The organism is Allohahella sp. A8 (assembly GCF_047946665.1).
Classification (GTDB): domain Bacteria; phylum Pseudomonadota; class Gammaproteobacteria; order Pseudomonadales; family Oleiphilaceae; genus Allohahella.
This window is the reverse complement of sequence record NZ_CP172312.1, coordinates 4,234,393-4,261,089: the sequence shown is the minus strand read 5'-3', so window position 1 is coordinate 4,261,089 and position 26,697 is coordinate 4,234,393. Positions and strand designations below refer to the sequence as shown.

The following is a 26,697-nucleotide window of genomic DNA, read 5'->3' as shown; positions in this document are numbered from 1 at the left end:
CCTGTGTCGCAAACGCCTCAGGGGCGAACTGTTAATTCAGAAAAACACAGGAACAAGGTGATCAACCATGGCTTTTCAACTACCAGAACTTCCTTACGAAAAGAACGCGCTCGAGCCACATATCTCTGCCGAGACGCTGGAGTATCATCACGATAAGCATCACAAGGCTTATGTCGACAAGCTGAACAGCCTGATCGAAGGCACTGACAAGGCGGACAAGAGCCTCGAAGAAATCATCAAGTCTTCTTCAGGTGGCCTTTTCAACCAAGCTGCCCAGGTCTGGAACCACACCTTCTACTGGCATTGCCTGAGCCCAAATGGCGGCGGCGCACCGACTGGCGCGATCGCTGAAGCCATCAACAAGGCATTCGGCTCGTTCGACAAGTTCAAAGAAGAGTTTACTGCCAGCGCCATCGGCAACTTCGCTTCAGGCTGGACCTGGCTGGTGAAGAAGTCTGACGGCAGTGTTGCCATCGTCAACACTGATGATGCTGAAACGCCGGTTACTGACAGCTCGCAGAAAGCGCTGCTGACCTGCGACGTGTGGGAGCATGCGTACTACATCGACTACCGCAATGCGCGACCAAAGTACCTCGAAGCGTACTGGAACCTGGTCAACTGGGAATTCGTCAACAGCAACTTCGCTGGCTGATAACTTTCAGATTAAAAAACGCACCATCTGGTGCGTTTTTTTTGCCTGGACAGTGGGGGGACAGGTCAGTCTGCAATTTGCAGCAGGTCGATAAGCGTATGAGCTGACTCGCCTGGCAGCACATCCTGCAGGGTGTACTTATCGAGCGTCTCGAGAAAATTCTGAAGCGCCTCTGCCAACATGTATTTCAAGCCGCAGGCCGGGGTTATACAGCACTGGTTGTCCGTCCGAAAACATTCAACCAGACCCATGTCCGGCTCCGTTTCACGCATCAGCGCACCAATATTGATGTCACTTGCAGCACGGCCGAGTCGCAAGCCGCCATTCTTGCCACGGATACTGGTGACATAGCCTGCTCGGGTAAGCTGGTGGACGACCTTCATGAGATGGTTGCGGGAAATGTTATAGCTTTCTGCTATTTCCTGAATGGTGGCCAGCCGACCAGGCTTTACCGCCAGATAGACAAGAACCCGAAGTGAATAATCTGTATATCGGGTAATACGCATTCGAACACCGCCGTGGCAAATTCGAAGACGTTTTCAGACTGCAGTTGCAGGACTGCGCGGTCTCGAATTCAGGAATATTACTGCTATTTCCAGCGGTACATCATACGCGTTCATATAGAACCAGTTGAAGTTATTTTTTGTTGCCGCATCGAGCCTGGAACGACCTGCCGCAGAAACTGCTCGATAGTCTGCGACGGCGTCCGGAGCTCAAAAATCAGCTTAGCTTGCGTGCTTCAGCTCTGCACGGCGAATGAATTCATCGAGGATGATGCCGTAGAGCTCGTGACCGAGAAATTTATCCTCCACCCCTGATTCGAGGCTCGGGTTGTCATTGACCTCGATAATCGCCACCCGACTACCGGACTGCTTCACATCGACCCCGTAGAGGCCTCTGCCGATCAGATTGGCAGCCTTGACCGCGGCCTGTACGACCGCCTTCGGCACCTCATGAATGGCCATGGTATCCCAGGCACCGGTAGCGGTAGAGCTACCCTCGTGCTTGTAGATCTGCCAATGGTCACGGGCCATGAAGTACTTGCAGGCATAGATGGGCTTGCCGTTGAGCACGCCAATACGCCAGTCGTAATCGGTGTACATGAACTCCTGCGCCAGCAGCAACGCGGACTGCTTGAACAGCACCTCCGACTTCTCTTCCAGCTGCTCATGGTTCTCCGCCTTCATCACCCCGCGAGAAAACGAGCCGTCCGGAATTTTCAGCACCATCGGAAAGCCCAGTGTCTCGGCCGCTGACTTCAACTGAGCATGATGGCCCTTGCTGAGGATGAGGGTCTTCGGCGTAGGCACCTTGTGGTGATGCAACAGGTCTGCCAGGAATACCTTGTTGGTACAACGCATGATCGACGCACTATCGTCCATGACTATCACGCCTTCGGCCTCAGCCTTTTTCGCAAAGCGGAAGGTGTGATGGTTGATGGCCGTGGTTTCCCGGATAAACAGCATGTCGTACTCCGGCACCCTGTTCAGATCACGCGGGCCAATGAAGTCGATGGCAATGCCCTTCTGTTTGGCGACTTTGTGCAGTCGCTTCATCGCCTGCGCATCGCTTGGCGGCATCTTCTCATCAGGGTTGATCAGCACGGCCATGTCATAGCGGAACTGTTTGCGAGCCTTGGGTTTACGCCAAAGCTTCTTGGTAAAGGCATCGAATGAGGACGCAAAGGCGGTTTCGTCTTCATCGTCCAGATGCGTAAGTCGCATTGGCTTCACTGCCGACAACATCCAGCCATTCTTGTACTTCAGTTCGATGTCGACCAGCGGGCAGGGAAACTGCTCGAAGATGATTTCGCCGAGCGTCTTGAATTCTGGCAGGTTGGTTACGCCAAAATAGCTTCGGACCACCAGTTTGCGCTTTGACGCCTCCTGGGTCGTATCCGCTTTCAGCGTTAGCAGGGCCTGGTCGAGATCAAGCTCTTCAAAATCGAACGACAGCGTAAAGACAGCTTTTCGCTCCAGCGCATTAAGCGTCTTCACTGAAGGTATGACATGATGCCCTCTGGCTTCGGCCAGTAGCGAGCAATAGTACCCGCGGCTGAGATACTTGTAGCTGCGGCATAGGTTGACCACGCGCGTGCGCCCGGCCATGGCGGCTCGCCTGTCATCACCACTGGCAGCCATCGCAGAGGCTTCCGACAGGTTCAGATAGGTGTCGAAGGTGATGACGTCCTCACTGGGATAGTAAGGCGACCAGTCACTGAGCTTTTCAACAACGATGAATAACTGAGACATAGAATGTGTCTGTCGGGTGGAACGAAAAGCCGGGACGGCGCGTCTTGATGAGGCGAGCGTCCTGCATGTTGCTTCAGTTTTGCCTATAATCATTGATCTGTCCATGAATCTTCTGGATGGTTAAACCAACTCAATCTCCGGCGATGTCTACATGCACCATTCAGTGGCTACGGCCAGCAGGTCACAAAGCCAGCTCGTTGAAAACAAAGACGGAATCCGCATACGGGTTGCCACAGCCAACGATCTGCCGGTCCTGCTCGAACTTGAAAACAGCAGTTTCGATCATGACAAGCTCAGCCGGCGCAGCTTCAGGCGCTTCCTTGATAGTGAGACGGCCTCCCTGCAAGTGGCGACGGTTGATACGACCGAAGGTGAAGCAGTAGCTGCCTACGTGCTTACGCTGTTTCACAAGGGTTCCAATCTGGCCAGAATCTACTCGATTGCAGTGGATAAGCGCTTTGCCGGCCGAGGCATTGCAAGCCGCCTCCTGAATGCTGCAGAGGCTGTGGCTGTCGAACGACACTGCATCGCAATGCGGCTGGAAGTCAGTGAAGACAATGCGGCAGCCATCGCGCTGTACAAGAAGCACGAGTATCGGCACTTCGGTGTCCTGGATGATTACTACGAAGACCATCAGCCGGCCCTGCGATATCAGAAACTGCTGCGCGTGGTGCCGCAGTCCGACCTGATGTTGAACATTCCCTATTACCCGCAGACCATGGATTTCAGTTGCGGACCGGCCTCACTGATGATGGCGTTGGCTTTCCTGCGCGATCATTTTCAGTTTGCGGTACATGAGGAACTCGAAATCTGGCGCGAAGCCACTACGATTTTCATGACAGCCGGCCATGGTGGTTGTGGTCCGCATGGACTCGCATTGGCTGCAGTAAAAAGGGGTTTGCGTGCAGAAGTGTTCGTCAACAACAGCGGTCCACTATTCATGGAGGGTGTCCGTCGCGAGGAGAAAAAGCGGATTCTGAAGCTGGTCCATGATGGCTTCATAAGCAAGATCAAGGAATTCGACATCCCCGTGCACGAGCGCCCGCTGAAACTTGCGGATATCGAAGATGCGCTCAGAAACGGCGTGGTGCCGCTGGTGCTCATTAGCACCTATCATTTCGACAAATGTAAAACGCCGCACTGGGTAACCGTTACGGCACTGGATGAGGATTTTGTCTATATCCACGATCCAGACGTCGACCCATTGGAGCATCAGACGGTACTGGACAGCCAACATCTACCGATACATCGTAAGCGTTTCGAGAAGATGTCCCAGTTCGGCACCAAGGCGCTTAGAGCCGCTGTGCTCCTTTGCCGGGCAGATTGAGCCGACGTGCTCCGGCAGCCTTGATCCGCCACTGCTCTGAGGCCGCTTGCAGCCGCGACAGTGGCACAGGCTGGCCGAAGTAGTACCCCTGAAGTGCGTCGCAGCCTGAATCTATCAGCATGCGGAGCTGAGCTTCGTTCTCGACGCCTTCCGCCGTTACCTCAATATTCTGCAGGTGACAGAGATCGATGAGCGGCGGCAGCATGGAGGACTTGCCTGCATCCATCATCCTGGTGATAAACAGCCGGTCCAGCTTGACCACGTCCACCGGATATTCGACCAGCTGCGCCAGTGAAGTATAGCCCGCACCAAAGTCATCGATGGCGACACCGAATCCAGCCGTTCGCAGTGTCTGCAAGGTATGCTGCATCTGATCGCTGAAATCGATGCCTATTGTTTCCGTCATTTCCAGCTGAATCATTGCTGGTTCTACATCGTACTGACGTGCCGATAAAATGATCTGCTCCGCAAGGTCTTTATTGCAGAGCTGGGCTGAGGACAGGTTGATCGACAACTTCACATCATCACCAAGCTCTGCTGACACGTTGCGGTAAAGACGCAGCGACTCGGAGACCACCCAGCGGTCGATCTTCTCGAACAGCCCGGTCGCCTCGGCGATAGGAACGAACTCGGCAGGTCCTACCGGACCCAGGCGTGACGAATTCCAGCGCAGCAAGACCTCTACCGCGTTCGCAGTGCCAGTGGCGACAGCAATGATCGGCATGAACACAAGGAAGAACTCTGTGTCACAATCGACGGCCTTGAGCGCATGTTCGATATCACGCTCCCGGTTGGCCTTGGCCGCGATATCGCGAGAAAAGTGGGCCAGCTGGTTCTTGCCGAGCGACTTCGCCTGATACATCGCCGAGTCGGCGCAGCTCATGAGTTGGGTGAGCTGGACGCCATCCGCTGGGCACTCGGCAATGCCTATGCTTGCGGAAATCGGTAACAAGGTTTTGCCAAGTCGGTAGCCGGTGCTGAACAGCGACACGATCTCTGTCGCCAGTTTATGACAGGCATCCGGTTCAACTGCGCTTTGCGCCATCATGATGCCAAACTCGTCGCCGGCGATGCGGAATAGTATCGGTGCCAGCGGCGTCTGCCCCCGATAGCGCTCGAGCAAGGCCTGAAAAGATTTGGCCAGACTCACCAGGAGCTCATCACCTGTATCATGTCCGAACCTGTCGTTGACGAACTTGAAATTGTCCAGGTCCACATACATCAGCCCGAGCGACAGGCCTTGGGCCTGTGCAGCATTCATCATGGCCTGGCCGTGGTGATTGAGGTAGGTCAGGTTATGCAGTCTGGTGAGCTGGTCGGTTTCGGCCATGGCCTTGCTGTGCGCATAAGCGAGTGACAGCTCTCCATACAGCTTGCGAAACATGCGGGCGATATGCGCAATTTCATCCTGCGCTGACTCATCTGCCCGAATGGTGGTCTCCCTGCCCTCAATTACATTTTCGAGGTTCTGGTCCAACTCGGCAATCGGACCTGTGATATACCGCCGAATCAGCAAAAGAATCGTGAAGCCGGAAAACAGCACCAGACCAACGAGGCTCAGCGCCAGCGGTCGCTTGATGGACACCAGCCGCTTCTCGATATAGGCCTGGCTGGCGACCAGCTGCCACTGGAGACCAGTCGAGCTTGCACGGCTGGCCCGAAGTTGGAATTCACCGGCACCCTTGCCCTTCTCTGGGTTCTCGAATCCGGTCTCCGCTCGGCTGAACGTGAGCGTAGCGTCATAGCGTGCCTGGACCGCTTCGGCCTGACGCTGGAAAGAACTGGGCTCGACGACACTCTGGACAACAAGAACAGATTCGCGCCGTGAGGCTTTCTTGGGCGTGAGGAGAGTCTCTGCATCAATCAGACTCATGAATGCCAGCCGATAGTTGCCTTCATCGCTTTGCCATAAGGCCCACCCGGCAGACTCGCCACTATGGAGCTGGTTTGACGCCGCGACCAAGGCACGGTCAGATACCGAGGAGAACGGATCGCCGCTGTTCTCCAGGTAGTACAGCAGTTCACCAGTACTGTCGAGCAGCGCCAGGGTCAGATAGTCACTGTGGAACTGTTCCACTTCCCGGAGACTGGTTTCGATGCTGGTGCCAAGGGTGAAGGCGCGATAGGAGGCATCCTGTTCGACCAGGAAGGTCTTGAGCGGATCGGACTTCTTCAGCGATGTTACGAAGACTTCCTGAAAGTGAGCATACCCATCCAGCTCGGCTACCAGAATCGTGAGCGCGTTGTCGATGCCTGTCTGTTCGCTTCGCAGCAGGCGGTCCCGCTGCTCCAGATAAACCGAGAAGAGACCGATAGCATAGCCGACGGCCAGCACCGGAATGATAACGATGAAAGCGCGCCTACTGAGCTTCATGTAACTTGACGAGGGCGCGAGTTATCCGATTTCGCAGGTTGAGGTTGTCGCGACCGATCGAACGGTAGCCCTGCAACCCGCTAGATCCATTGACATCGACGGGTGGATAGACCGACGGATCTTCAACCAACTCGGGAGAAATGAGTGCCTTGGCGGCAAGATTGGCCGTCGCGATACCGAGCGCCTCGGCATTCATCGCTGCATTTGCAGGCTCATTGATGAAGTCGATGAAGCGTCTCGCCAACGCTGGTGACTCACTGTTCTGTGGAATCGCCATACAATCCACCCAAGTGGCAGTGCCTTCTTTAGGGACAGTATATGCCCATGTACCCGCTTTGCTGTAGTCATTCAGAATATGCTGGTCACCGTTGTACCCCATAGCCAGATAGAGTTTCTCTCCCTCCTCGGTTTGCAGAAATGTGACGGGGTAGTCGTAGGTCAGTACGGACGGAAGTTGTGCCTTCAGCATTTCGAATGCCTTTCTGAGCACCTCCGGTTCATCTGCGTTGATGTCCTCTCCCAGCAGCACAAGGGGAGGAATGAACGTATCGGCGTAGTCGTCAATCATGCCAATGTGGCCCTTGAGCGACTTCTCGGGCGTCATCAGCGCGCTCCACGAATCCGGCTTCGCAAGCTTGTCGCTGCGGTACACCAGCCCTACGGTTCCCCATAGATAGGGCACTCCGGTGCCGGCCCTGCAGTCAGGGGTAAATCTGGGATCGATATGCCTGAGATTGGGCGCATGCTCTACAGTGATTTCGGCGAACAGATCGCGTTTGCCGAAGGCCAGCGATGAGAGTCCATCTACGACCACCAGGTCGAATTTTGCCTTGCCCTCGGCAATGATGCTGTCACGCTCTTCGTCGCTGTCGAAATAGGCGAGTTTGACGGCGCTGCCAGTTTCACGCGTCCAGGCCTCGATGAGTGCAGGCGCGATGAAGTCTTCCCAGGTCAGGATGCGAAGCGTGTCTGCGCTGTTCGCCAGCATGCTCACCAGCGCGAGCATGCCTGAAACCACGATGGTAGCTAGGGGAGTCCGTACAATGAGCGGGCGGCGAAGTTTCATGGGACTTTCCTGGCAGCTTCAGCTTGAGCAGTTGCCTGTTAAGCGTAGCAGAGCCCCCGAACATTGCCGGTTTAATCAGCGTGAAATGCGTCGCGATGAGGCACCGGATGGCTAGTTGATCAGCCCTGTCCGTTCAGCAACCCAGTACCCGGCCATGATTGCGATCATCACGGACAATGCTGGCATGATCCAACGTGTGTAGGCTGGCAGGTGTCGAAGCCTCAGCAGAGGCGGCAGAGCAAGCGCCACCAGCAACAGCTGCCCCAGTTCTACACCGATGTTGAACGCCAGAAGCGCAAGGCCGCGAGCGCTAGCAGGCAATCCAAGATCCAGTAGCACACTTGCGAAACCAAGCCCATGGATGAGGCCGAACATGAAGGTTACGATCCATAGTCGCTCAGCCAATACCGGTCGGATATTATTCAGCGCAACTACAGCAACCGAAAGCGCTATGATGGATTCCACCCAGATTGCAGAGGCCTGAATCCAGCCGAGTACCGACAGCGACAAGGTGATGGAGTGAGCAACGGTGAATGCCGTGACCAGCTTGAGGGTTTGCAGGAGCACCGGTCGGCTGGAGCGGGCTGGCTGCCAGGCATGCCCAGTCTTGACCAGCACGACACTGAGCAAGAGTGTAAGCACGAAAAGAATGTGGTCGAGCCCTATCGCTATATGCCAGATGCCCTGATAAACAAAAGTCGTGAAGGTGCCCGAGCTTTTCGTTGAAGCAGCGGCGGATTCAAAGCTGGCCACGTCCTTCGCCGAAGCGAGAACCTGCTGGGATATGGGCACGCCGGCGTTCATCAGACTTACGATGGTCCTATGCAGGGGATCGGCTTCGAAAAAGGCGTCAACCTCGACGGTGACTGTTTCCGCAAGGTCGCACGTCAATGGCATATCGAGTGATAGATAAAGCCCATCGTAGAGCTTCCGCAAGGCCAATGGCGGTGGCTGTTCCGGGCTACAGACCATACTCCCCGATCGTATGCGAACACTGCGCCGGAAGAAGTTCTGGATCTCAGTCTCAGCCCGCTGAACTTCCTGCCAACTCACCGCGCCATCACCATCGTCATCCATCGAAACGGCGGCCGCCAGATCGCGAACGTGAACTCGCCAGCTCAGGGCAAGTGGAGAGGCTTCAGACTCGTCGACCTGCAGCAATATGTAACTGGAGGCTGGCTGATGAGCCAGAGCCTGTGTGGTCCAGCAGATCAGCAGAAGCGGCAGTATCGAAAACAGGCGATTCATGATCCTGACTCCAGAAGAGACAGGAGTCTCTGGTCTTCATAAGCAGATTGCCTCTGCCAGGCCTGTACAGCACGAAGGCTTTGCCGGGACTCTTCGGATTCCACTTCGAGCGATGCGATGATTTCAAGCAGTAGCAAGGTATCCTGTGGCTCCTTGCGTTCAGACCATTGCTCGAAAGCTGGGGCAAGAGCCGCAGCGGCATCACCCTTCACGGCGAACAGGTAGAAGGCGAGCTCTCCACCATGGCTCTGCTCGCCTCGTACGGTCCAGAGCTCGAGCCATGGTTGCAGTCGCTCTATCCAGCTTGCGCGGAGGGCGTCAGGATTGTTATTGCTGGCTGTCGCGAGCGCAATTTCGGCTGCTGCCAGACGCATGGCTAGTGCGGGCATCTCTGTCTCATTCGTCAGCAAAGTAATGATCTCGCTAGGCTGTTGTCGGTGTCGATAGTAGTCAGCAATGGCTGCCAACAGTTCAGCTGGCGGAACACTGCCTTTCGAAACCTCAAGAGCTGCGCCCCAGTGTGCTTCAGCTTGCTCATATCGACCCAGGCGCTGCGCCATTTCGGCTGCTTCCTGCAAGGCCCAGCCCAGGATGACAGGCAACAGCGGTCGGTCAAAAAGAACGGAAAGGCGCTGGTAGCTGCTCTCCAGCCTGCCCTGAAGGCCTTGGGCGGTAAACAGACAGATTGCAGCTATTTCAGCCGTAGTGCGGGTGACGAGCTGCTTACAGAAGCGCTCCATTTGTTTGAAGTCGCCACGCTGTCGAGCAAGCATGGCCGATGAGAGGTAGGCTTGTGGATTGGCAGGCGCAAGTTCGATGACCTGCTCATATATTCGCCGTGCCTCGTCGAATGCGTGCTGCTTCTGCAGCAGATCGGCCAGCGTTAGCAAGAGTGCAACATCTTCGGCGTGATGCTGCAGGCGCTGGCGGACCATGCCCTCGGCATAGCCGTAGTAACGCGGATCGCGCTGGTCATCACCTTTGCTGATGGCCTCGTCGATGAGTGCATCGAGCCGCTGTGGTGACTGGTCTATCGATTGGTCAGTCCGGGGAGGCAACTCGTTCGCTGCCACGACTATGAAATTGGGGTCTTCTGGGGTAAAGGCCGCATTGCCGGCCACTCCGCCCTTGTCGCTGCAGGCTGACGTGAGCAGGAGACTCAGGGGCAGGCATAATCTGATAAAGCTCATGGTGGCGGAGCGACCATCATTTCGTAGCGTCGTTTTCATGCTGACATTCCTGGAGCCTTACCGGGCATGCGTTAGAGATGGGAAAGTAAACGGGTAATGGGTAGCGAGGGAAGGGGCAAACCTTGCGGCTTGCCCCTGGCCCTGAACGTGAATCAGTTCAGGTAATTATCGAAGGTTGACTCGTTCGAGTCGTCTTCGATGGTTCGATCATTGATGGTGACTGGCTCGCCATTCGGATCGCGCGCGAAAGCGTCATCGAACAGCGCAGTGAAGCCGATTTCGCCGCTTGCAGCGGGTCGCCGCTTCTTGTCATCGTCGTCGAAGACGTCGCAGCCAGTCACCAAGGTAACCGACAGCAACAACGGGAGCAGATAGAGTCTGTTCATACAGCTATACCTCTCAGTTTGGTGAGCCAGGGATCGGCGTGTTCACATAGGGGAAGGTCGTTGTGAACATCGTCGCGTCGACTGGTGCGCCATCTGTGTAAGGCGTAGTGCCTGAAGGTGCATCTGCCGGCATGCAATAGCCGAGGTTCGTCGGACCAGGCAGTGGCAAGTCATGGCACAAGGCTCCCATCACGACCCTCAATGCAATGTCGACGACGTCATCACCTGGGCGACGGCCGTTAGGGAAGCCTGCAAGATCGCCTGCAGCGACGCCGAGCGGCTGCTGACTACCTACTGGCGTAGCCGGGATAGTCGTATTCAGACGGATCATTTCCGAAGGCGTGACGGTAGCTAACTGATTGACGCCAGGGAAGCCTGTGAGGAACGCCGCAACCAGGTCATCACGCGGAATATTCGTGGGCGCAACAGCATTGCTGCCAAACAACACATTCAGCAGGAACGGCAGGGTCGGGTTGGTCACATAGGTGGCCAGTGCACCGTCCTGGGTCGGGGCGGCTGCGTTGAACAGGTCCTTGTCTGGCAGACCGATGACCAGTTCGTTCACCAGTGGATTACTCAGACGTGAGACTTGCACCCAGGCACCACCATTCACTTCAGGCTTTTCAAAGCTTGGCGCCGGATTCAGTACTCTGGCCTGCTGCAGGCTGGCTGTAGTCCAGCCACCTATATTGCCGTTACCAGTGCCAGTGAGACAGGCTTTAGGCACTTCCAATGCGAGCGTAGTCACGTTCTTGTCGGCAAGATCGTTGTTGGCGGTGCTTTGAGCAATGCCCCCAGGGCCGTCAATCGGCACGAAATTGACCAGATCGAAAACTTCGCCGAGGTTCACTGCGAACGGGTCCTGACGCTGGCCAACAAATACTTTGGCATCCAGATCACAGTTCGGCAGGTCTACTTCATAGATGTACTGGTTAGCATAGGCTTCGTAGGTGGCTTGATCGGTAAATGTCTTGTTACCGACATAGTCGTAGGGCTTGGTGAAGCTCATAGAACCGGCAGGTCCATTCATGATTTCCGAAGCAGCACCTGAACGACGTGCACCCTCAATGACCGTGAGCGTATACGATTCCGAGGTCGTGAGATTGGTATCATTGCCGGCAGAGACTCCGCCAATATTACGCAGGGGCACAGCTACCTCAGTACCGCCGACCGGAACCTTGACACCTTCACCATTGGTGCCCTTGAGGCTGTTATCGAACCTGAACTGGAAGGTCAGATCTTCAACTGCATCGCCTGTATTATCGATGTGTATCTCGTACAGAGCCTCGGGATCCATGGTGAAATAGTTGGGCCCGCCGTAGGCATCCTGCAGTGGAATATAGTTGGCGAGAATGGTGACGTAGGCTTCTCGACCAGCTTCATAGCTGCTGAACATGTAGAAGTCAGTGGCATCGACTTTCGGCATCTTCGTAATGTTCGGCGCTTCACGGTGACTGGACGCTTGAGTGCCGGCGCTCAACAACACCAGGGCTGCCGCCGCGGTGCAAGAACCCAGGTTTGATAGTTTTGTTTTCATTCATCCCCCTGCTTTTAGCAGTGTAATTGGTTGGGCTCGCGCAGCCAGAGAAGACGGGCTGTTCACTGGAGCCAATTAGAACTACGGGGATAAGCCAGAAAGGTTACAGATTTTAAAAATGTAGTTAATATGAATGTTGTCAGGCGGGTTTATCGCAGTCGCTCAGGACTTCAACGCGATTTCTTCCAGATGCTTTTGCTCGATAAACCATGGCATCGGCCGCCTTCAACAACTTATCGGAGCTCTCATGCTGCTGTGGCACCCATCCGGCGAGGCCGATGCTGACGGTAAACCGACAGACACCGACTGGCTCATCGGCGTCGGCTGACGATACCGGCACTGCCAGCTCAGCAACCCGCTGCCTCATTTTTTCCGCAAGTTCCAAAGCTATATCGGGACTTGTCATCGGCAGAGCGACAACAAATTCCTCGCCACCAAAGCGGGCAAGCAGATCCCCTGCCCGGCACAGATTCTGTTGAACACTTGTAGCTAACTGGCGAAGACATTCATCGCCTACCGCGTGACCGTAGCCATCATTGATTTGCTTGAAGTGATCGGCATCGATAAACATGAGGGTGAGCGGCTGCTCCGCTCGATTGCAGATCTTCAGCAGGCGCGCGAACTCTGCTTCGAAGTAGCGCCGATTACCGATGCCCGTCAAAGCGTCGGTCTGACTGGCTTTCTCCAGCTCGCTATTCATCTGACTCAGCGCCTGCGTGCGTTCCTGCACCTTGGCTTCGAGTACCTCCGTGGCCTGCACCTGCATGGCAATAGCTTTATCCTGAGCTTCGATCTTTTCAGCCCGCTCTCTTGCGAGTTGACTGGCCAGACTCAGCGAAGCCGCCTGCGCCGCGACACGCTCCGCATTGCTTCGATTTATTCGCTCGGCAAGCGCGAATGACAGCAGCACCACCTCTATGAGCGAGCCAATCGCCTGTGCGTACTCGGTGATGGGCGTGCGCGGCACGATACCGGCCATAGACGCGATATACAAACTCGCACCAACAATGAGAAAACTCCAGGCAATGACGAAGTAGAGGGCTGAACGATGCCCCCTGAAAGCCAGATAGCTTGCGGCTGTCCAGGCGAACAGGCACGACAACAGCCCCATCGGAAATCCTACTGCCCCCATTAGAGACTTCGATAGGAATGGGGTCAGCAGAACAACCGCAACCCAGAAAACCAGAATGGCGAGCGATATCCGGTAAAGCCAGGGACTGTTTCTGCGCAGCTCGAGAAACTGGATTGTGAATATGGTGGCTGTCGTAAAGCCGAGACCGGAGGTAATGCCATAGCTCATGAGCTTGAACTCAAGCCAGTCAGGCCAGATGTACAAGCCGCCGATACCGGTTACATTGGCCTGGAAAGCGGCAAGGGCTAGCACATAGAGCACGTAAGACAGATAGGCAGCGTCCCGTGTCAGCACAGCCAATGAAACATTATAAAGCGCCATCACCAGCATAGCGCCAAAGAACAGGCCCAGCAGCAGGTCGATACTGCTGTCGTATTCAAAAAAATCCGCCTGTGACCAGAGGGACAACGGTAGCAGTATCGTACCGTCGGAGACCACTTTGAGGTAGACAGTACCTGTCTGACCTGGTGCTAGCTGAAAAGGAAACAGCTCTGTACGATGGGCCAGCGGCTGCAGTGACTCGTCGACGAGCTGTCCACCCATCTGATGCCGAACACCTTCGTCAGTAAGCAGGTAGAAATCGAGCTTGGGTATGAGCGGCCAAGCCACTTCAAGTACGTAATCAGCCATCACGGCCTGCTCATTGACTATTTTCAGGCGCACCCATGCCGGATCCTGCTGATAGCGCAAACTGAGCGCACCCTCGCTCTCGTGTTGTTGCCATGGCAGATCCGTTTGACCCGCCACCAGATCAAGCGAGCTGTCTTGCCCTGCCCCCGTAAGGAAGCTGACCCGACCATCGAGCTCGAAGACTCCCTGCCCACGGTCGATTACCGGAACTACAGCCATTGCCGGATGGCTGAACAGGAGGCTGAACAGGAGGCACAGCAAAATGGACAGGGCGACGTTCAGCCGACCGGCCTTCGAGCCAGGAAAATGTTGCTGTGTTAGAACTGACAACCGCGTACACCCAGAAAACTTAAACTAGTACATTAGTGTAGCAATATACTGAACGTCGGCTGGGTGGTGTCAGATTGCTCCAGTAGGGGGAATATCAACGCAGAGCGCCAGGGGCAGGCCCTGGCGCTGATTGTGGAAAATTGTGCTGTAGTGTTACTGCACGGTCTGGATTCTGGTATCCGTGGCAGCCGAATCAGCAATCGTGTCCGCCGAAGCGAACGGTGTGTTCGCGTCAGGATACGTCGCCTTGAGATACTCACCCAGCGCATCCTGTTCACTGCCGGTGTCTGCAAACATGGCCGCACCTGGATCTGCTGCTGACATATCGATACTGGTGGGCACTGCGGCGTCGAACACCAGATCAACGCGGTTGCTGTTGCTGACCGCCACACCGAAGCCGCCATTGACGAGGAAGTTAAGCGTGACCATACGGAATGGCCCGGTACCGCTGTCGACTACACCATTGGTCACGACTGGCGTACTACCAACTGTCAGTGATCGCACGCGCGTGCCCGGAACCGTGACGGCACTGGTCGCTGCATCGACTGCCTGCGCGGTACCTGAAGGATCGTAAGTGAGCGTCATGCCGCCGATCTGAGGAAAGGCGCCACTGACGTTTTCGACTTCGCTCACGGCTGTCTCAAGAATATCCTTCAGCTCCTGTGCAGTCACGTCGATCAGGGTAAGGCCATTGTTGAAGGCCAGCGCGCTTTCGATATCGAACTGCGAGATATCGCCAGCGGCCTTGCCAGCAGCCGGAAAAGCCTGTGTGGTCACATAGGTCAGGTCGGCCGGATCGGTGGAACCAGCTGGGAAGAAGAACGTGCCGATATCCGAACGGATACCGCCACCATTCTTGAAGGAGATGGCGACTGAGGGATCCTGCAACTGGGCATAGAACAGGTTGGCGTCGGCAGTCAGGTTACCGAGATTGGTCTCTTCCGTGCGCACCGAGCTGCGCTGGCCATTCAGGTAGACGCTGGAGTTGCCAAGGATATTGCCTTCCTTCGCCAGCAACACATCGTTCACAGCGCGCACGATAGCGTCCACAGTGGCGTTTGCCGATCCGTTGACTGCAGCAACAGTTTCAGCGTCGGCGACAAAGGCACCACTTTCGGCGGCATCCACGCTGCTTTCGATCACGACCCCGTTGGCGTCGAAGCCCACGACCAGTCGACCAAGGTATTTATAGTCGGCATCGACGTTCACAAGCGCGACCGGCTGATTGCTTGCCGATCTGAAGAACAACGGGTAATCGTCAGCGGCGACATCGCCCGCCATCAGTCGATCGTTCTCGTCTGCCAGCAAGGTGTTCGAGCCACCGGCGACGATGATGTCCACATCACGAAGCAGGGTCGCCAGCTGCTTTTCGACAGCAATCTGCTGCATATGCGCGAGCAGGATGATCTTGTCGACACCATTGGCAGTCAGTGCATCGACCGAGGTCTGGATAATTGCTGCGAGTTCCGGGATGGCATCGCTGGCAGGCAGTACGGTGACGTCGCCCGTGGAGGTGATGACTTCCTGAGTTGGCGTCGTGGCACCGACGAGGCCGATGCGTTGACCATCGACTGTGACGATTGCAGATTTCGCCAGTGAGTTCGGAATGGACGCTGCTGCCTGACCATCAGCGACGACGAGTGGTGCTGTGTCGGCGTCAGCGGTAAAATCAAGGTTGCTACTCAGGTAGGGAAAATTCGCGCCGGGATAGTTGCCATCAGGCAACAGCAGGGCCGCAAAGTTGCCAGGACCGGCGTCCATGTCGTGGTTGCCCACGGCTGAAGCCTGCACGCCCATGGCATTCAGAAACGCGATGTCCGCACGGCCGTTGCCGGGTTCGGCAACGCCAGGCACACCTGAAAACGAGTCATCACTTGAGGCTACGTAACGTGAGCCGGGAATGAAGTTATCACCCGAGCTCACGAATAGTGTCTTCTCTGGATACGCTGCTCTGAGTCCATCCACAATGGCGGCGAAGCTGCCGACATTCGCCAGTGCATCAGCATTCGAGCCGTCGATATCTGCCACGTGAAGGAGCTGCAGCGTGAAAGCCGCCGTTTCACCGGAATCTGGCGCAGCTGGGCGCTCGTCGTCTTTGTCGTCATCGCTGCACGCGCTCAACGCTACCAGGAGCAGCGCGCTCAGACCGAGGGTTCTGAAATTCGGGTAGTCCATCGTCAACTCCATATAGACTGTAGTGCGAATCGGATGATTCACGAAAACGACGAGTGTGGAGCTGACTTGTGACGATTTTGTTGCGTGTTTGTGACGATTCGATGACGGAAACTGAAAAGCCTCCGAAGAGGCTTTGTCAGGTCACCTTGCGATTGACTTCACTATTAACGTTAAAATTGACGGCGCGTTAACGGAGCAGGCGCAGGAAGGCGATGAAATCCTTGAAATTGATCCTGCCATCACTGTTGAGGTCGAACGCTGCGTTGGCATCGGTAACCCTGCGATACATTTGGCCTACAAGCGCAGCCAGATCCTTGCCGGTCACACGACCATCCTTGTTGAAATCACCGACCGGTGTGGATGGCGTGGCAGCCTGCAGGTTCAGTGACACCAGGAAGGGATCATGATCCGAGCTGCGATACGGTCCTACACCAGTAAAGCTGTAGCCATTGGCATCAGGATAGAAACGTAGGGCCTGATCATACTGCAACTGATAAGGCTCCGGCGCATTGATGTTCCAATGTGCGGCATCGATAACGTCTTCGAGCATGGCATCGTTGACCAGTATATGGTCCAGACTACCGACCTGGGTGCTGCCGAAGAACCAGTACGAGAAGCCATCAGGATCGAACTGCTCGGCCACATTGGTGTAGCCGAAAGTTTCAGTCACCTCGACAGCGGCGCCGCCATCGGCCGCTGTGTTCGCAGCGGTCATGATGGTATAGCCACGTGCCTGCGGATCGTATCCTGTGAGCACTGCAAGTGGGTCCTCGGCACTATAGGCATTGAGATCGCCGAGAATCATGATGCGCTCGGGGAGGTCTGCAGACTTCAGCGCCTCGCCCAGTGTGATCGACGCGGAGACTCGCAGCGCATTACAGCTGCCCTGAGCCGAATCGATCAAGGTTGGTGCCCTGGTGTCTTCCAGGCACGGAGAACCCTTTGACTTGAAGTGATTGACGGCAACGGCAAATTTCTCGCCACTCTCCTGATGCGCAAAACTCTGCACGAGCGCCGTACGCATCTGCACCAGCTTACCGTTTTCCAGTGTCTGAACCGGCATAGGAATCTGGCCAGCAGCACCTTCCGGTGTGACCACAGCCGGGCGATACAGCAGACCTACCGCGATGGCATCGCTGCCGAGCAAACCACCGTCGGCTGTGGCTACGAAAGCGAACTGTTCAGCTTCGGGAAGGTCGGCATTGATGGCATTGACGAGCGCCTGAATGGCACTGTTCTCGGCATAGCCATCATTCTCGATTTCCATCAGACCGATGACATCGGCATCCAGCTTCCTGATCGCATCGACGATTCGGGCCTGCTGCAGTTCGAAAGCCTCGACGTTTTCCGCCCCCCGGTTGGCCGCAAAATCAAAGGTAACTGTGCCATCCGCGAGCACTTCACCGTTGAAGTAGTTCAAGACGTTGAAGCTGGCGATGGTTAGATTACCTGACTGGAGCTCCGGCAGCGGCTCTCGGCTGCCCATGACCACGACGGGCTCAGTCGGGTTGATCTTGTATTTGCCAAAGCTGAAGTTGAGCGGACCGGCAGCAGAGACCTTGTCACCCACCCTGATCGTGTTGTCATAACTGAACTGCGTGTAGTAGCTGATTTCAGCTGGGAAGCTTGCCGAACTGGTGTCTTCCACATAGACCTGATTCTGCGCGTTGGCTGCCACGAGCGCTGTGTACTCAGCGGTGCCTGGAGCGTACACGTCTGTAGGCTGACGCTTGATTTCGTTGCTGAGACCAATCTCGCCGAAGCGCCAGATATTGTTGATGTCGAACACGCTCAGATCCGATACCCGCACCTGCATGCCTTCGAGCGACTCGAGACTGCCTTCTGCCTGTAGCGGCAATGCAATGGCAACCGTGGAGGCTTCAGCCGTAATAGCACAGTCCACGACATCACTGACTTCGGCCAGCTGGGTACGGTCGAAGAACTCGGCAACTGTGCCCGCTACGCGAACGATAGTGCCAGCCGCAGGTGACTGCGCGGCCACGACGAAAATACCTTCGGAAGTCGCGGCATCGCCGTCTTCATCGGCCACTTCTTCCTGGACGAAGAAACCGTCATCACGAACTGCGGTTACGAGACCTTCGATGATTACGGCGCTACCGACCAAAGGTGAGCTATCGCCGCTGCCCTGTACGGCGTGGATGAGCGTCGCAGCGTCACCGCATTGTCCGGCCTCTACGCTACCGCCGCTGCCATCACCGGGCTCGCTGCCTTCGACGACACCCAGGCCATCGAAGGTATCCTGCGCAAAACCATCCCACTCAAGCGACGGATCGAAGGCATCGGTAGGATCGTTATCTGCAACCTCAATGCTGCTCTTGCGACGCAGCGTCTGGTTCTGAGTGCCGACATTCGAATCACCCCACTGACTACCTGGATCCATGCCAATCTGTCCGATGGAATCCACGACTGCACCACCCTTCAACAGCGTGATGGCGTCATCGCCATTGTAGAAGCTCGCGCCACTTATAAAATCGGCAAGACCGAGGAGCGTTTCGTTGGCAGCTGACGAAGCGATCACGAAGACATCGCCAGCGGCGACCGTGCCAGTCAGGTTGAGCGTGGTGCCGGCTGTAAGCGAGCCGTTGAAAAAGAATTGCACTTCGTAGGCTGCCAGGTCGATGTCGGCATCTGTCGTGTTCGCAATTTCGAGCGCCTTGTTGTTGCTCGAGCCCTCGACGTACTCGGAAAAGAAGAGATCGTCTGCCGCAGAAACGCCTGCCGCCTGTACCAGGAGAACGGCAAGGGCAAGAGGCCGCAATGCCAGATGAGTGGTCTTTTTCATGGTGACTGCCTGTATTTGATTCTGAATCTTGCCACTAAGGCGCGAGCAGGACAGTCTGGCGACAGAAGATAACAGTAAGATGACAGTTGGATTTAGAAGACCATTTTTTCATCCCACTTCTCTGGATGTCTGGTTCATGTGACGGCCCAAAGCGAGGGTAATCGCTTTTTTTCCCGAGGCTGGATCGCCCACTCAATGACAGCTGTCCCGACACGCTGCAATTCGCTACTCTGTGACGTCTCGTTACTTCAAAACCAGCAGGGAATGCATGGGCTCACACGATCACATCTATAAACGGCTGTTTTCCAATCCAGAGATGGTTCGGGATCTGCTGAAGGACTTTGTGCCTGGCGACTGGGTGGGCGATCTCGACTTCGACACGCTCGAGAAACTGAACAACAGCTACATTACGGATGATATGCGCGAACGAGCCGATGATATTGTCTGGGGCGTTCGCTTCAGGCAGGAATGGCTGTATGTGTACCTGCTGCTCGAGTTCCAGTCGACGGTGGACCGTTTCATGGCAGTTCGCTTGCTCACCTATGTGGGCCTGCTGTACCAGGATCTCATCAAAGCCCGGCAGCTGCCGGAGGATAAGCAACTGCCGCCTGTGCTACCAATGGTGTTGTATAATGGCGAACGGCCCTGGGGCGCCGCTCAACAGCTGAGCGAGCTTGTCCAATCCATGCCAGAGGGGCTACGGTGCTATCAGCCCGACCTGAAGTATCTCCTGATTGACGAAAACAGGTATACTCATCAGGAACTCGAGCGCCTGGACAACCTGACCGCAGCGCTCATTCAGGCGGAAATGGCAGAGAGCGACGCCCGCGTCATCAACGTCATTGGCAAGCTGGTCATACGGCTGGATGATGAGCACTACACCGATCTGCGCAGTGCTTTTGCGGCCCTGTTTGCCCATCGCTTCAGCCGCGTACCGGGACTCGGCGAGGGCCTGACCGCAATTCAGGATCTAACGGAGATGCATACCATGCTAAGCGAACGAGTGAAGGAGTGGAGCCACCTGCATCGGCAAGCTGGTTTGAAGGAAGGACTGGAACAAGGGCTGGAGCGCGGCATCGAACTTGGCGAGGCACGAACACTGAAGCGGCAGCTCACCAAGCGTTTCGGTGAACTGCCAGCCGATGTGCTACAGCAGATAGATACAGCAACATTGGTCCAGTTGGAAGTATGGCTGGATCGTGTGCTGGATGCAGATTCTCTTGCCGCAGTGTTGGACTGAAACGAGCAGCAACGCTGTCTAATGCTTCAATTTCTTTCCCAGCACGTATGAAGTCTGTATCGACGGCAATCTGAGAAAGGAGAACGAGATGACTCAACCCCGCATGCAGGCTACTGACCTACGCCTGGACACGGTAGAAGGCAAGCACTGGACACTGGCTGAGCAGCAGCCGGATACCTTTACGATGCTCGTGTTCTACCGTGGCCTTCACTGCCCGGTCTGCAAGACCTATCTACAGACGCTTGAGACGAAGCTGGACGATTACCGTAGCCGTGGTGTCAATGTCATCGCCATTTCGATGGATGACAAGGCAAGGGCTGAACAATCGGTGAAGGAATGGGGTCTAAAACAACTCACTGTGGGTTACGGCCTCACCGAAGCCGCGGCCAGAGGGTGGGATCTGTACATTTCCGAGTCGATCAGCGACAAGGAGCCGGAGCGCTTCAGCGAGCCAGGCCTACATCTGATAAGGCCCGATAACACCATCTACGCCTCTTCGGTGCAGAGCATGCCGTTTGCCAGACCATCGCTGGATGACCTGCTCAAGGCCATCGACTTCGTGGTAGAGAAGAACTATCCCGCTCGTGGCGAGGCCTGACACAGCCCTTACCGCATGACTACACCGACAGCGCGACTGCCGGTGTTTGTGTGCTGCTTGCTGCCGCTATCTGTCGCTGCAGGCGACTGGCGCCTGTTAAGAGGGCCTGAATAGCAGTCGACGTTGTGTCCTCGGCTATGGCGGCGGCACTACAGAGGTGACCCACACCGTGAGCGCTGGCGCTCCTCAGGCGGAGGCAGCAAATAGCCTGCGCCGTTGTGCCAAGCCCGATGGCAAACTCATCATAGTTCTCGATACTAATGGCGAGTTCGTAGCGGCTCTGGATGGCCGCCACCACGGCCTCTATTACCCCATGCCCCTTACCCTGCAGCTTCTGCCCACTACCAATTTCGAGCTCCGCCAGAACGCCTTCGTCCGTGCGATGAATATCGTAGCCATGCAGTATCCAGTCGTCATTGACCGCCATGAAGTTATCTTCGAAGACCGCCTTGATTGCCGCGACTGAGATTTCTTTCCCGCTGCGCTCTGTTTCCAGCTGTACCAGGCGGCTCATCTCGATCTGCGCCCAGCGTGGGAGGGTGATGCCCATGCTCTGCTCGATCACATAGGCAACACCGCCCTTACCTGACTGGCTGTTGATCCTCACTACTTCTTCATAGCGACGGTTCAGGTCGCGCGGGTCGATTGGCAGATAAGCCACCTGCCAGATATCACCTTCCTGATAGCGGCTGAGGCACTTGCGTATGGCATCCTGATGACTGCCAGAGAACGCAGTGAACACCAGCTCGCCTGCGTATGGGTGGCGTGGATGGGTGCTGATCTCAGTACACGCTTCGACGGTTCGGATGACTTCAGCCATATCACTGAAGTCCAGCTTCGGATCAATGCCCTGTGAATACAGGTTCATGGCCATGGTGACGATATCCATGTTACCGGTACGCTCACCGTTGCCCAGCAGCGTCCCCTCGATGCGGTCCGCGCCAGCCATGACACCGAGCTCCGCCGCAGCGACGCCACACCCTCTATCGTTATGAGTGTGCAGGCTGATTTCTATATGCGAACGGTGCTGCATATTCTCGCATACCCACTCCACCTGATCGGCAAAGACATTGGGTGTGGCCATTTCGACGGTCGCTGGCAGATTGATGATCATCCGCTGACCGTTCTGAGGTTGCCAGACGGCAGAAACGGCATCGATCACTTCGACAGCGTAATCAAGCTCTGTGCCGGTGAAGCTTTCGGGCGAATACTGGAAGGTCCAATCAGTATGGGGATGCTGTTGCGCATGCTCCAGCACCCACTCAGCGCCACGCACTGCAATAGCCTTGATGCCAGCCTTATCGAGCTGAAAGACCTGCTCACGCTGCACGGTGGAGGTCGAATTATACAAGTGCACAACCGCCCGCTTCGCGCCAGCCAGCGCTTCGTAAGTCCGCGCTATAAGCTCGGGCCGCGCCTGGGTGAGTGCCTGCACGGTCACATCGTCCGGGATGCGATCCTCGTCAATCAACTTGCGACAGAAGTCGAAATCGGGTTGGCTCGCTGCAGGGAAGCCGATTTCGATTTCCTTGAAGCCGACCTTGACCAGAAGTTCGAAGAGCCGTGTTTTCTGCTCTACATTCATCGGGTTGACCAGGGCCTGGTTGCCATCGCGAAGATCGACAGAGCACCAGAGTGGCGCCTGCTCGATGACCTTATCTGGCCACCTGCGGTCTGTCTTTCTTACAGGCTTGAAAGCCTGATATTTACGATGATCGAATGCCATACCCGAGTGTCCCTTGTTCCAGCGAATTTGAATAAGCAGGGGCCAGGCCCCTCACCGGATGAAAATGCTCTTGTGAAGCTTCTGCTGGTTCGCTCTTGTGGAAGCTCGCAGCGGATCCGATGGCACTTACTATAACCGAGTTCACGCGCTTGTTAATTGCCAATATCGGCTATTATTAAGCTATTCAGCAATTAATCACCCAAATAGTGGGGTGCAGGCGCAATAAATGACTCAAAGCAAGACAATCCATAAGTTCGACCGCATCGACAGACGTATTCTGGCAGCGCTGCAGACCGACGCGAGTCTGACCAACCAGCAGCTTGCGGAGGTGGTGGGCCTGTCGGCTTCACCATGTCTGAGACGGGTCAGAGCGCTGGAAGAGGCGGGCGTCATACTTAGTCGGGTCACGCTGCTGGACAGGAAGAAGCTTGGCCTATCACTCACGGTAATCATACTCATCAGCATGGACCGACATACGCCTGAGCGCTTCGAAGCGTTCGTGAAGCAGATTGAGGTACTGGAGGAGGTGCAGGAGTGCTATCTCATCACTGGGCAGGAAGCGGACTATATGCTAAAGGTTGCCATTCCGGACATGGACCACTATCAGGATTTTCTTCTGAACAAGGTCACCCGCATACCTGGCGTCAGTGGGGTGCATTCGAGCTTCGTCCTGCAGCGGGTACTGGACAGGACGAGTCTTCCACTCAGCTATTTACCTTGAATAGCGAAAGTTTTTCAGGTGGTGCTGTAGCCCACCGGCAACCCCGTCGACGCGGCGAATGACTGGAGCCAGGCGCTCCAGGGCCGCGATGTTGTCACCGGCATGGCTGGTGACGTCTTGGGCAGAGCGGCTGATCTTATCACTCGCCTGTTTCTGGCGCCGCGTTGCCTCAGCGATCTGATGACTGAGATCTCCAAGTGAATGAATGCGCTGGGCAACTTCCTGGAAATTGTCGGTCATGGTTTGCATCACTACCGCGAAGTCAGTCACGGTAGCCTTACTCGAGGCCATATCACTGACGGCCTGTCTGCTACCGGTCTGCAGCTGCGCAATCATGCGTTCGATTTCACCCGTCGAGACCTGCGTCTTTGATGCCAGGCTTCGCACCTCGTCGGCCACGACGGCAAACCCACGCCCCTGCTCACCGGCTCTGGCCGCTTCGATAGCTGCGTTCAGGGCCAACAAATTCGTTTGTTCAGCGATACCCTTAATGACCCCCACAACCGAGCCAATAGTTTTGGCCGAAGCATCCAGCGAAGTGATGGAATGAAGTGTGCTATCGATGGCGCGTTCCAGATCGTCAAGACGCTTGCGACTCTGGCTCACCAACTGCGTGCTCTGCCCTGCAATCGACTCAGCATGGCTGGCTGTTTCCGAAGCAGTTTCCGCATTGGCGGCAATCGCTTCGACGGCCCCGGTAATCTGTTCTATGGCTGACATGATGCCCGCCGTCAGTGTCTGCTGACGACGGGTCTGGCTGTCCAGAGTGGAGAACGACTCCTGCAGGTCCGCGCGCGCTTCGAAAAGCTTTTCGCCTTCACTACCCGTCGCTTTCAGGCTGCTTTCAAGTTTGCCAAGGAAACCATTAAAGGCGTCAGTGAGATGCCCCACATCATTTGGGCAGCGATAGCTAAGATCGATGGACTCACCTGACACCATGTGGCTGGCGGCTTCCTGGATGTGGGTTGCAGACGCCTCCTGCTGCATCAGTGTACGAGCCAGTATCACCAGAATGACGGTTTCGACAACCACATAGGCGGCATGCATGAAGATGACCCCCCAACCAGCAGCTGGGTTTTCCAGAACGAACACCGCTGACGCGTTGGACTGCCACCAGTAGAACAGCACATGATGAACGGCCACCAGTGCAGCCGCAGCCACGATCGTGAGCCAATCCCGATAGTAAAGCAGGATAGCCAGCAACATGAAAAAGCCGAAGTGCGCCTCGATCATGCCGTGCAACTGGTGCACGTGTAAGGCTGTCATAATCATGAAGGACAGGCCCAGCGCAATTCGGCTCAACTGCTCACCTGGTTGTAGCGAACGTATCGCCGCCACGCCACCAAGCGTCAGCAAGCTGATCACCAAGGCTGGCGTCCAGGTGGAGTGAACCGGCGCTAGCGCCAACGAATAGAGCACGAGGCCACACAGGATCCGGAACATGAGCTTGTCGGCAGCCATCATCTTGATTCGAAGCTGCGTACTGATTTCAATAGTCATTCTGAACGGGCGCCTCCGGCGCTGATAGATGCTGTGAGCAGGTTTTGCGGCGGATCGCAGTAGCAGGTCCGACCACCAAGATCGTAATCAGGCGCAGCCCTGCCCTCATGCAGGGCTTCCAGGACCGGCATAATCGTGTCGCCGGCACGCCCGCAGGCAGGACCAAGACTGTAGGGCCCGTAATAGGACAGATTGTGTTGTGCATCGAATATGGCAACTGCTGGCGTTCGCAGTGGCACATTGAGCATGGCGCTGCGGATGTGTTGAGCGGCTCCGATTAACTCGTGCGGTTGCAGAGCGCTCTGATCAGGCAATGGAGCACTAACGACAACATGATCGGCCTCGAGAAAGTCGGGCTCCTTCTGCAGCGCAGTCAGATGAGATCTGGTGTAGCGCAGACAATCGCAGGTCGGATCAAGAATGTGAACGATGGTAGGCCGCCCGGTCGGGGCGGCGGGCAATACAGTCGCGAGGCCTGGGGGGTAGGCTGGCAGGTCAGATGAGGCCGAGGGCTGAAACGGTCTCAGTGGCTGAAACTCGAAGTGATACAGGGCGACGCCGACGGCAATGAGCCAGCAGACCATTATCAGCAGGGTCAGCCTGAAGCGGCGGTGCCTTTCCGCTTCGGGTATTCTGGAACAGGATTGGGAGGCGTCAGCCATGGCTTCGCAGCTATAAACAGGACTATGGAACCTGAGTATAGACGAGGCGGGTCAGGCTGCTTGCGGAAGACCGTTAAATTCAGGCGAGCCGGTGTTCCGCCCCGCCTCTAGTTCTGAGGACGCGCGAAATTTTGCACCCAATAGCGGCCGTAGGCGGTGGTGCCTGGGTCGGCTATGGCCAAAGCCACGCCAAGCTGGGTAGTGCTGCTGCTCATGATATTGCGGCAGTGGCCATCGCTGGCTAGCCAGCCATTCATCACTGCAGTCACGCTACTCTGCCCTGCAGCAATGTTCTCCGCAGCAGCGCTCCAATTGTAGCCAGCGGCGCTGATTCGGCCGCCCATGCTGGAACCATCGCTACCGGTGTGACTGAAGAAATCATGGTTGACCATATCGCGGGCATGCCTGTTCGCGGCGGTATCGAGCTGGCAATTCCAGCTGAGCGCAGGCACAGCATTGTAGTTGGTGCTTCCGCAGGATCTCGTCACCGCACGCGCCCTATTCACTGCATCGAGCATCTCGAGATCAGTATCGCTCATGCAGCTATCGATCGTAGCCTGGCTGGTTGAGCCAACATTTCCTGCGGTGCGGAAAGTCCAGTTCTGTGACTTCATCGACTCGCCGTTCTCAGCCATCAAGCCAGCGGATAGCGAGACGGTGTAGAGCGTATCAGGTGCCAGCGCTGCAGCAGGTATAAGCGTGATCGCATGTTCGGTATTGTCGTACTGCAGGGCCGTAACAGTCGCGACGCCGTTCCGACTCAAGCTGACATGTTGACTCACGACTGTGCTGTCGATAAGTGGTTGATTGAAAAGGATTCTGACTACTGAATCGAGCGCTCGGTTTGTGCTGTCGCGAGAGGGACTGGAAGATGTTACCGAGAAAGTGCCGGTGGAAGCATTGCTCTCACCGCCTGGTGCGGCTGGGTTACCTGAGCCCTCCCCAGGCTCTGCTGGCGACACTGCACCAGATCCATTCCCAGACGAACCACCGCATGCCGCAAGTAACTGAAATATAACCAGCACGCCAAGCGTACTCAGCTTCTTGATCCAGATGTTCGACAAGGCCTATCCTCGAAGATGAAAAACAGCTCATGTATCGAGTATAGGCCTGGCATTTCCTGTGTCTGACCAACTGCTGCGGATTTT

The 26,697-nt window shown here is 56.0% G+C and carries 20 protein-coding genes; 5 read left to right on the top strand and 15 right to left on the bottom strand.

Translation table 11 applies throughout. From position 1 onward, the window contains the following. The first annotated feature begins 67 nt into the window (after positions 1 to 67). A complete protein-coding gene (locus ACH3PB_RS19080; RefSeq protein ID WP_416397054.1) occupies positions 68 to 652 on the top strand; it encodes a superoxide dismutase in 585 nt (194 codons plus the stop codon). A gap of 65 nt (positions 653 to 717) precedes the next feature. Here the strand turns inward: ACH3PB_RS19080 and ACH3PB_RS19075 are convergent, their stop codons facing one another. Next, positions 718 to 1,158, bottom strand: a complete 441-nt coding sequence (locus ACH3PB_RS19075) for an Rrf2 family transcriptional regulator (protein ID WP_416397053.1) — start codon at positions 1,156 to 1,158, stop codon at positions 718 to 720. A gap of 219 nt (positions 1,159 to 1,377) precedes the next feature. Then, positions 1,378 to 2,904 (bottom strand): RimK family protein, encoded by a 1,527-nt coding sequence (locus tag ACH3PB_RS19070; RefSeq protein WP_416397052.1) that lies wholly within the window; start codon positions 2,902 to 2,904, stop codon positions 1,378 to 1,380. Positions 2,905 to 3,055: 151 nt separating this feature from the next. Between ACH3PB_RS19070 and ACH3PB_RS19065 the strand changes: the two genes are divergently transcribed. Further along, positions 3,056 to 4,231: a GNAT family N-acetyltransferase/peptidase C39 family protein gene (locus ACH3PB_RS19065; protein ID WP_416397051.1), complete on the top strand. Its 1,176-nt coding sequence runs from the start codon at positions 3,056 to 3,058 to the stop codon at positions 4,229 to 4,231. On the opposite strand, the gene ACH3PB_RS19060 is transcribed toward ACH3PB_RS19065, so the two are convergent. From ACH3PB_RS19060 to ACH3PB_RS19020, 9 genes are all read right to left on the bottom strand, one after another. Beyond that, positions 4,197 to 6,605, bottom strand: coding sequence for a putative bifunctional diguanylate cyclase/phosphodiesterase (locus ACH3PB_RS19060; RefSeq protein WP_416397050.1), 2,409 nt, complete (start codon positions 6,603 to 6,605; stop codon positions 4,197 to 4,199). The two genes, ACH3PB_RS19065 and ACH3PB_RS19060, sit on opposite strands and share 35 nt — an antisense overlap. After that, positions 6,592 to 7,671, bottom strand: coding sequence for a polyamine ABC transporter substrate-binding protein (locus ACH3PB_RS19055; protein ID WP_416397049.1), 1,080 nt, complete (start codon positions 7,669 to 7,671; stop codon positions 6,592 to 6,594). The genes ACH3PB_RS19060 and ACH3PB_RS19055 overlap by 14 nt, the downstream gene beginning before the upstream one ends. Before the next feature lie 111 nt (positions 7,672 to 7,782). Next, a complete protein-coding gene (locus tag ACH3PB_RS19050) occupies positions 7,783 to 8,919 on the bottom strand; it encodes a HupE/UreJ family protein (protein WP_416397048.1) in 1,137 nt (378 codons plus the stop codon). Beyond that, positions 8,916 to 10,148, bottom strand: coding sequence for a tetratricopeptide repeat protein (locus tag ACH3PB_RS19045; RefSeq protein ID WP_416397047.1), 1,233 nt, complete (start codon positions 10,146 to 10,148; stop codon positions 8,916 to 8,918). The genes ACH3PB_RS19050 and ACH3PB_RS19045 overlap by 4 nt, the downstream gene beginning before the upstream one ends. Before the next feature lie 113 nt (positions 10,149 to 10,261). Beyond that, a complete protein-coding gene (locus ACH3PB_RS19040) occupies positions 10,262 to 10,495 on the bottom strand; it encodes a hypothetical protein (RefSeq protein ID WP_416397045.1) in 234 nt (77 codons plus the stop codon). Between the two features lie 13 nt (positions 10,496 to 10,508). Next, positions 10,509 to 12,032, bottom strand: coding sequence for a DUF4331 domain-containing protein (locus ACH3PB_RS19035; protein ID WP_416397044.1), 1,524 nt, complete (start codon positions 12,030 to 12,032; stop codon positions 10,509 to 10,511). A gap of 139 nt (positions 12,033 to 12,171) precedes the next feature. After that, complete coding sequence (locus tag ACH3PB_RS19030; RefSeq protein WP_416397043.1) at positions 12,172 to 14,124, bottom strand: diguanylate cyclase; 1,953 nt, start codon at positions 14,122 to 14,124, stop codon at positions 12,172 to 12,174. 153 nt (positions 14,125 to 14,277) lie between these two features. Next, the gene (locus ACH3PB_RS19025; protein WP_416397042.1) at positions 14,278 to 16,299 is read right to left on the bottom strand and encodes a bifunctional metallophosphatase/5'-nucleotidase; all 2,022 of its coding nucleotides are present in this window, start codon (positions 16,297 to 16,299) and stop codon (positions 14,278 to 14,280) included. Between the two features lie 187 nt (positions 16,300 to 16,486). Continuing rightward, a complete protein-coding gene (locus ACH3PB_RS19020) occupies positions 16,487 to 19,102 on the bottom strand; it encodes an ExeM/NucH family extracellular endonuclease (protein WP_416397041.1) in 2,616 nt (871 codons plus the stop codon). Between the two features lie 268 nt (positions 19,103 to 19,370). On the opposite strand from ACH3PB_RS19020, the gene ACH3PB_RS19015 reads away from it, so the two are divergent. Further along, positions 19,371 to 20,342: an Rpn family recombination-promoting nuclease/putative transposase gene (locus ACH3PB_RS19015; RefSeq protein WP_416397040.1), complete on the top strand. Its 972-nt coding sequence runs from the start codon at positions 19,371 to 19,373 to the stop codon at positions 20,340 to 20,342. Positions 20,343 to 20,430: 88 nt separating this feature from the next. Beyond that, complete coding sequence (locus ACH3PB_RS19010) at positions 20,431 to 20,940, top strand: peroxiredoxin-like family protein (protein ID WP_416397039.1); 510 nt, start codon at positions 20,431 to 20,433, stop codon at positions 20,938 to 20,940. 19 nt (positions 20,941 to 20,959) lie between these two features. Here ACH3PB_RS19010 and ACH3PB_RS19005 read toward each other — a convergent pair whose 3' ends face one another. Continuing rightward, positions 20,960 to 22,666: a 2-isopropylmalate synthase gene (locus ACH3PB_RS19005; protein WP_416397038.1), complete on the bottom strand. Its 1,707-nt coding sequence runs from the start codon at positions 22,664 to 22,666 to the stop codon at positions 20,960 to 20,962. A gap of 226 nt (positions 22,667 to 22,892) precedes the next feature. On the opposite strand from ACH3PB_RS19005, the gene ACH3PB_RS19000 reads away from it, so the two are divergent. Continuing rightward, positions 22,893 to 23,387 (top strand): Lrp/AsnC family transcriptional regulator, encoded by a 495-nt coding sequence (locus ACH3PB_RS19000; protein WP_416397037.1) that lies wholly within the window; start codon positions 22,893 to 22,895, stop codon positions 23,385 to 23,387. Here the strand turns inward: ACH3PB_RS19000 and ACH3PB_RS18995 are convergent. The 3 genes from ACH3PB_RS18995 to ACH3PB_RS18985 all read right to left on the bottom strand — a co-directional run bounded on the left by ACH3PB_RS18995 (position 23,379) and on the right by ACH3PB_RS18985 (position 26,613). Then, positions 23,379 to 24,887, bottom strand: coding sequence for a methyl-accepting chemotaxis protein (locus ACH3PB_RS18995; RefSeq protein WP_416397036.1), 1,509 nt, complete (start codon positions 24,885 to 24,887; stop codon positions 23,379 to 23,381). The two genes, ACH3PB_RS19000 and ACH3PB_RS18995, sit on opposite strands and share 9 nt — an antisense overlap. Further along, the gene (locus tag ACH3PB_RS18990) at positions 24,884 to 25,549 is read right to left on the bottom strand and encodes a DUF6436 domain-containing protein (RefSeq protein WP_416397035.1); all 666 of its coding nucleotides are present in this window, start codon (positions 25,547 to 25,549) and stop codon (positions 24,884 to 24,886) included. The genes ACH3PB_RS18995 and ACH3PB_RS18990 overlap by 4 nt, the downstream gene beginning before the upstream one ends. Positions 25,550 to 25,656: 107 nt before the next feature. Then, positions 25,657 to 26,613 carry a CAP domain-containing protein gene (locus ACH3PB_RS18985; RefSeq protein ID WP_416397034.1) on the bottom strand — a complete coding sequence of 319 codons (957 nt, stop codon included), beginning with the start codon at positions 26,611 to 26,613 and terminating at the stop codon, positions 25,657 to 25,659. Positions 26,614 to 26,697: the final 84 nt, after the last annotated feature.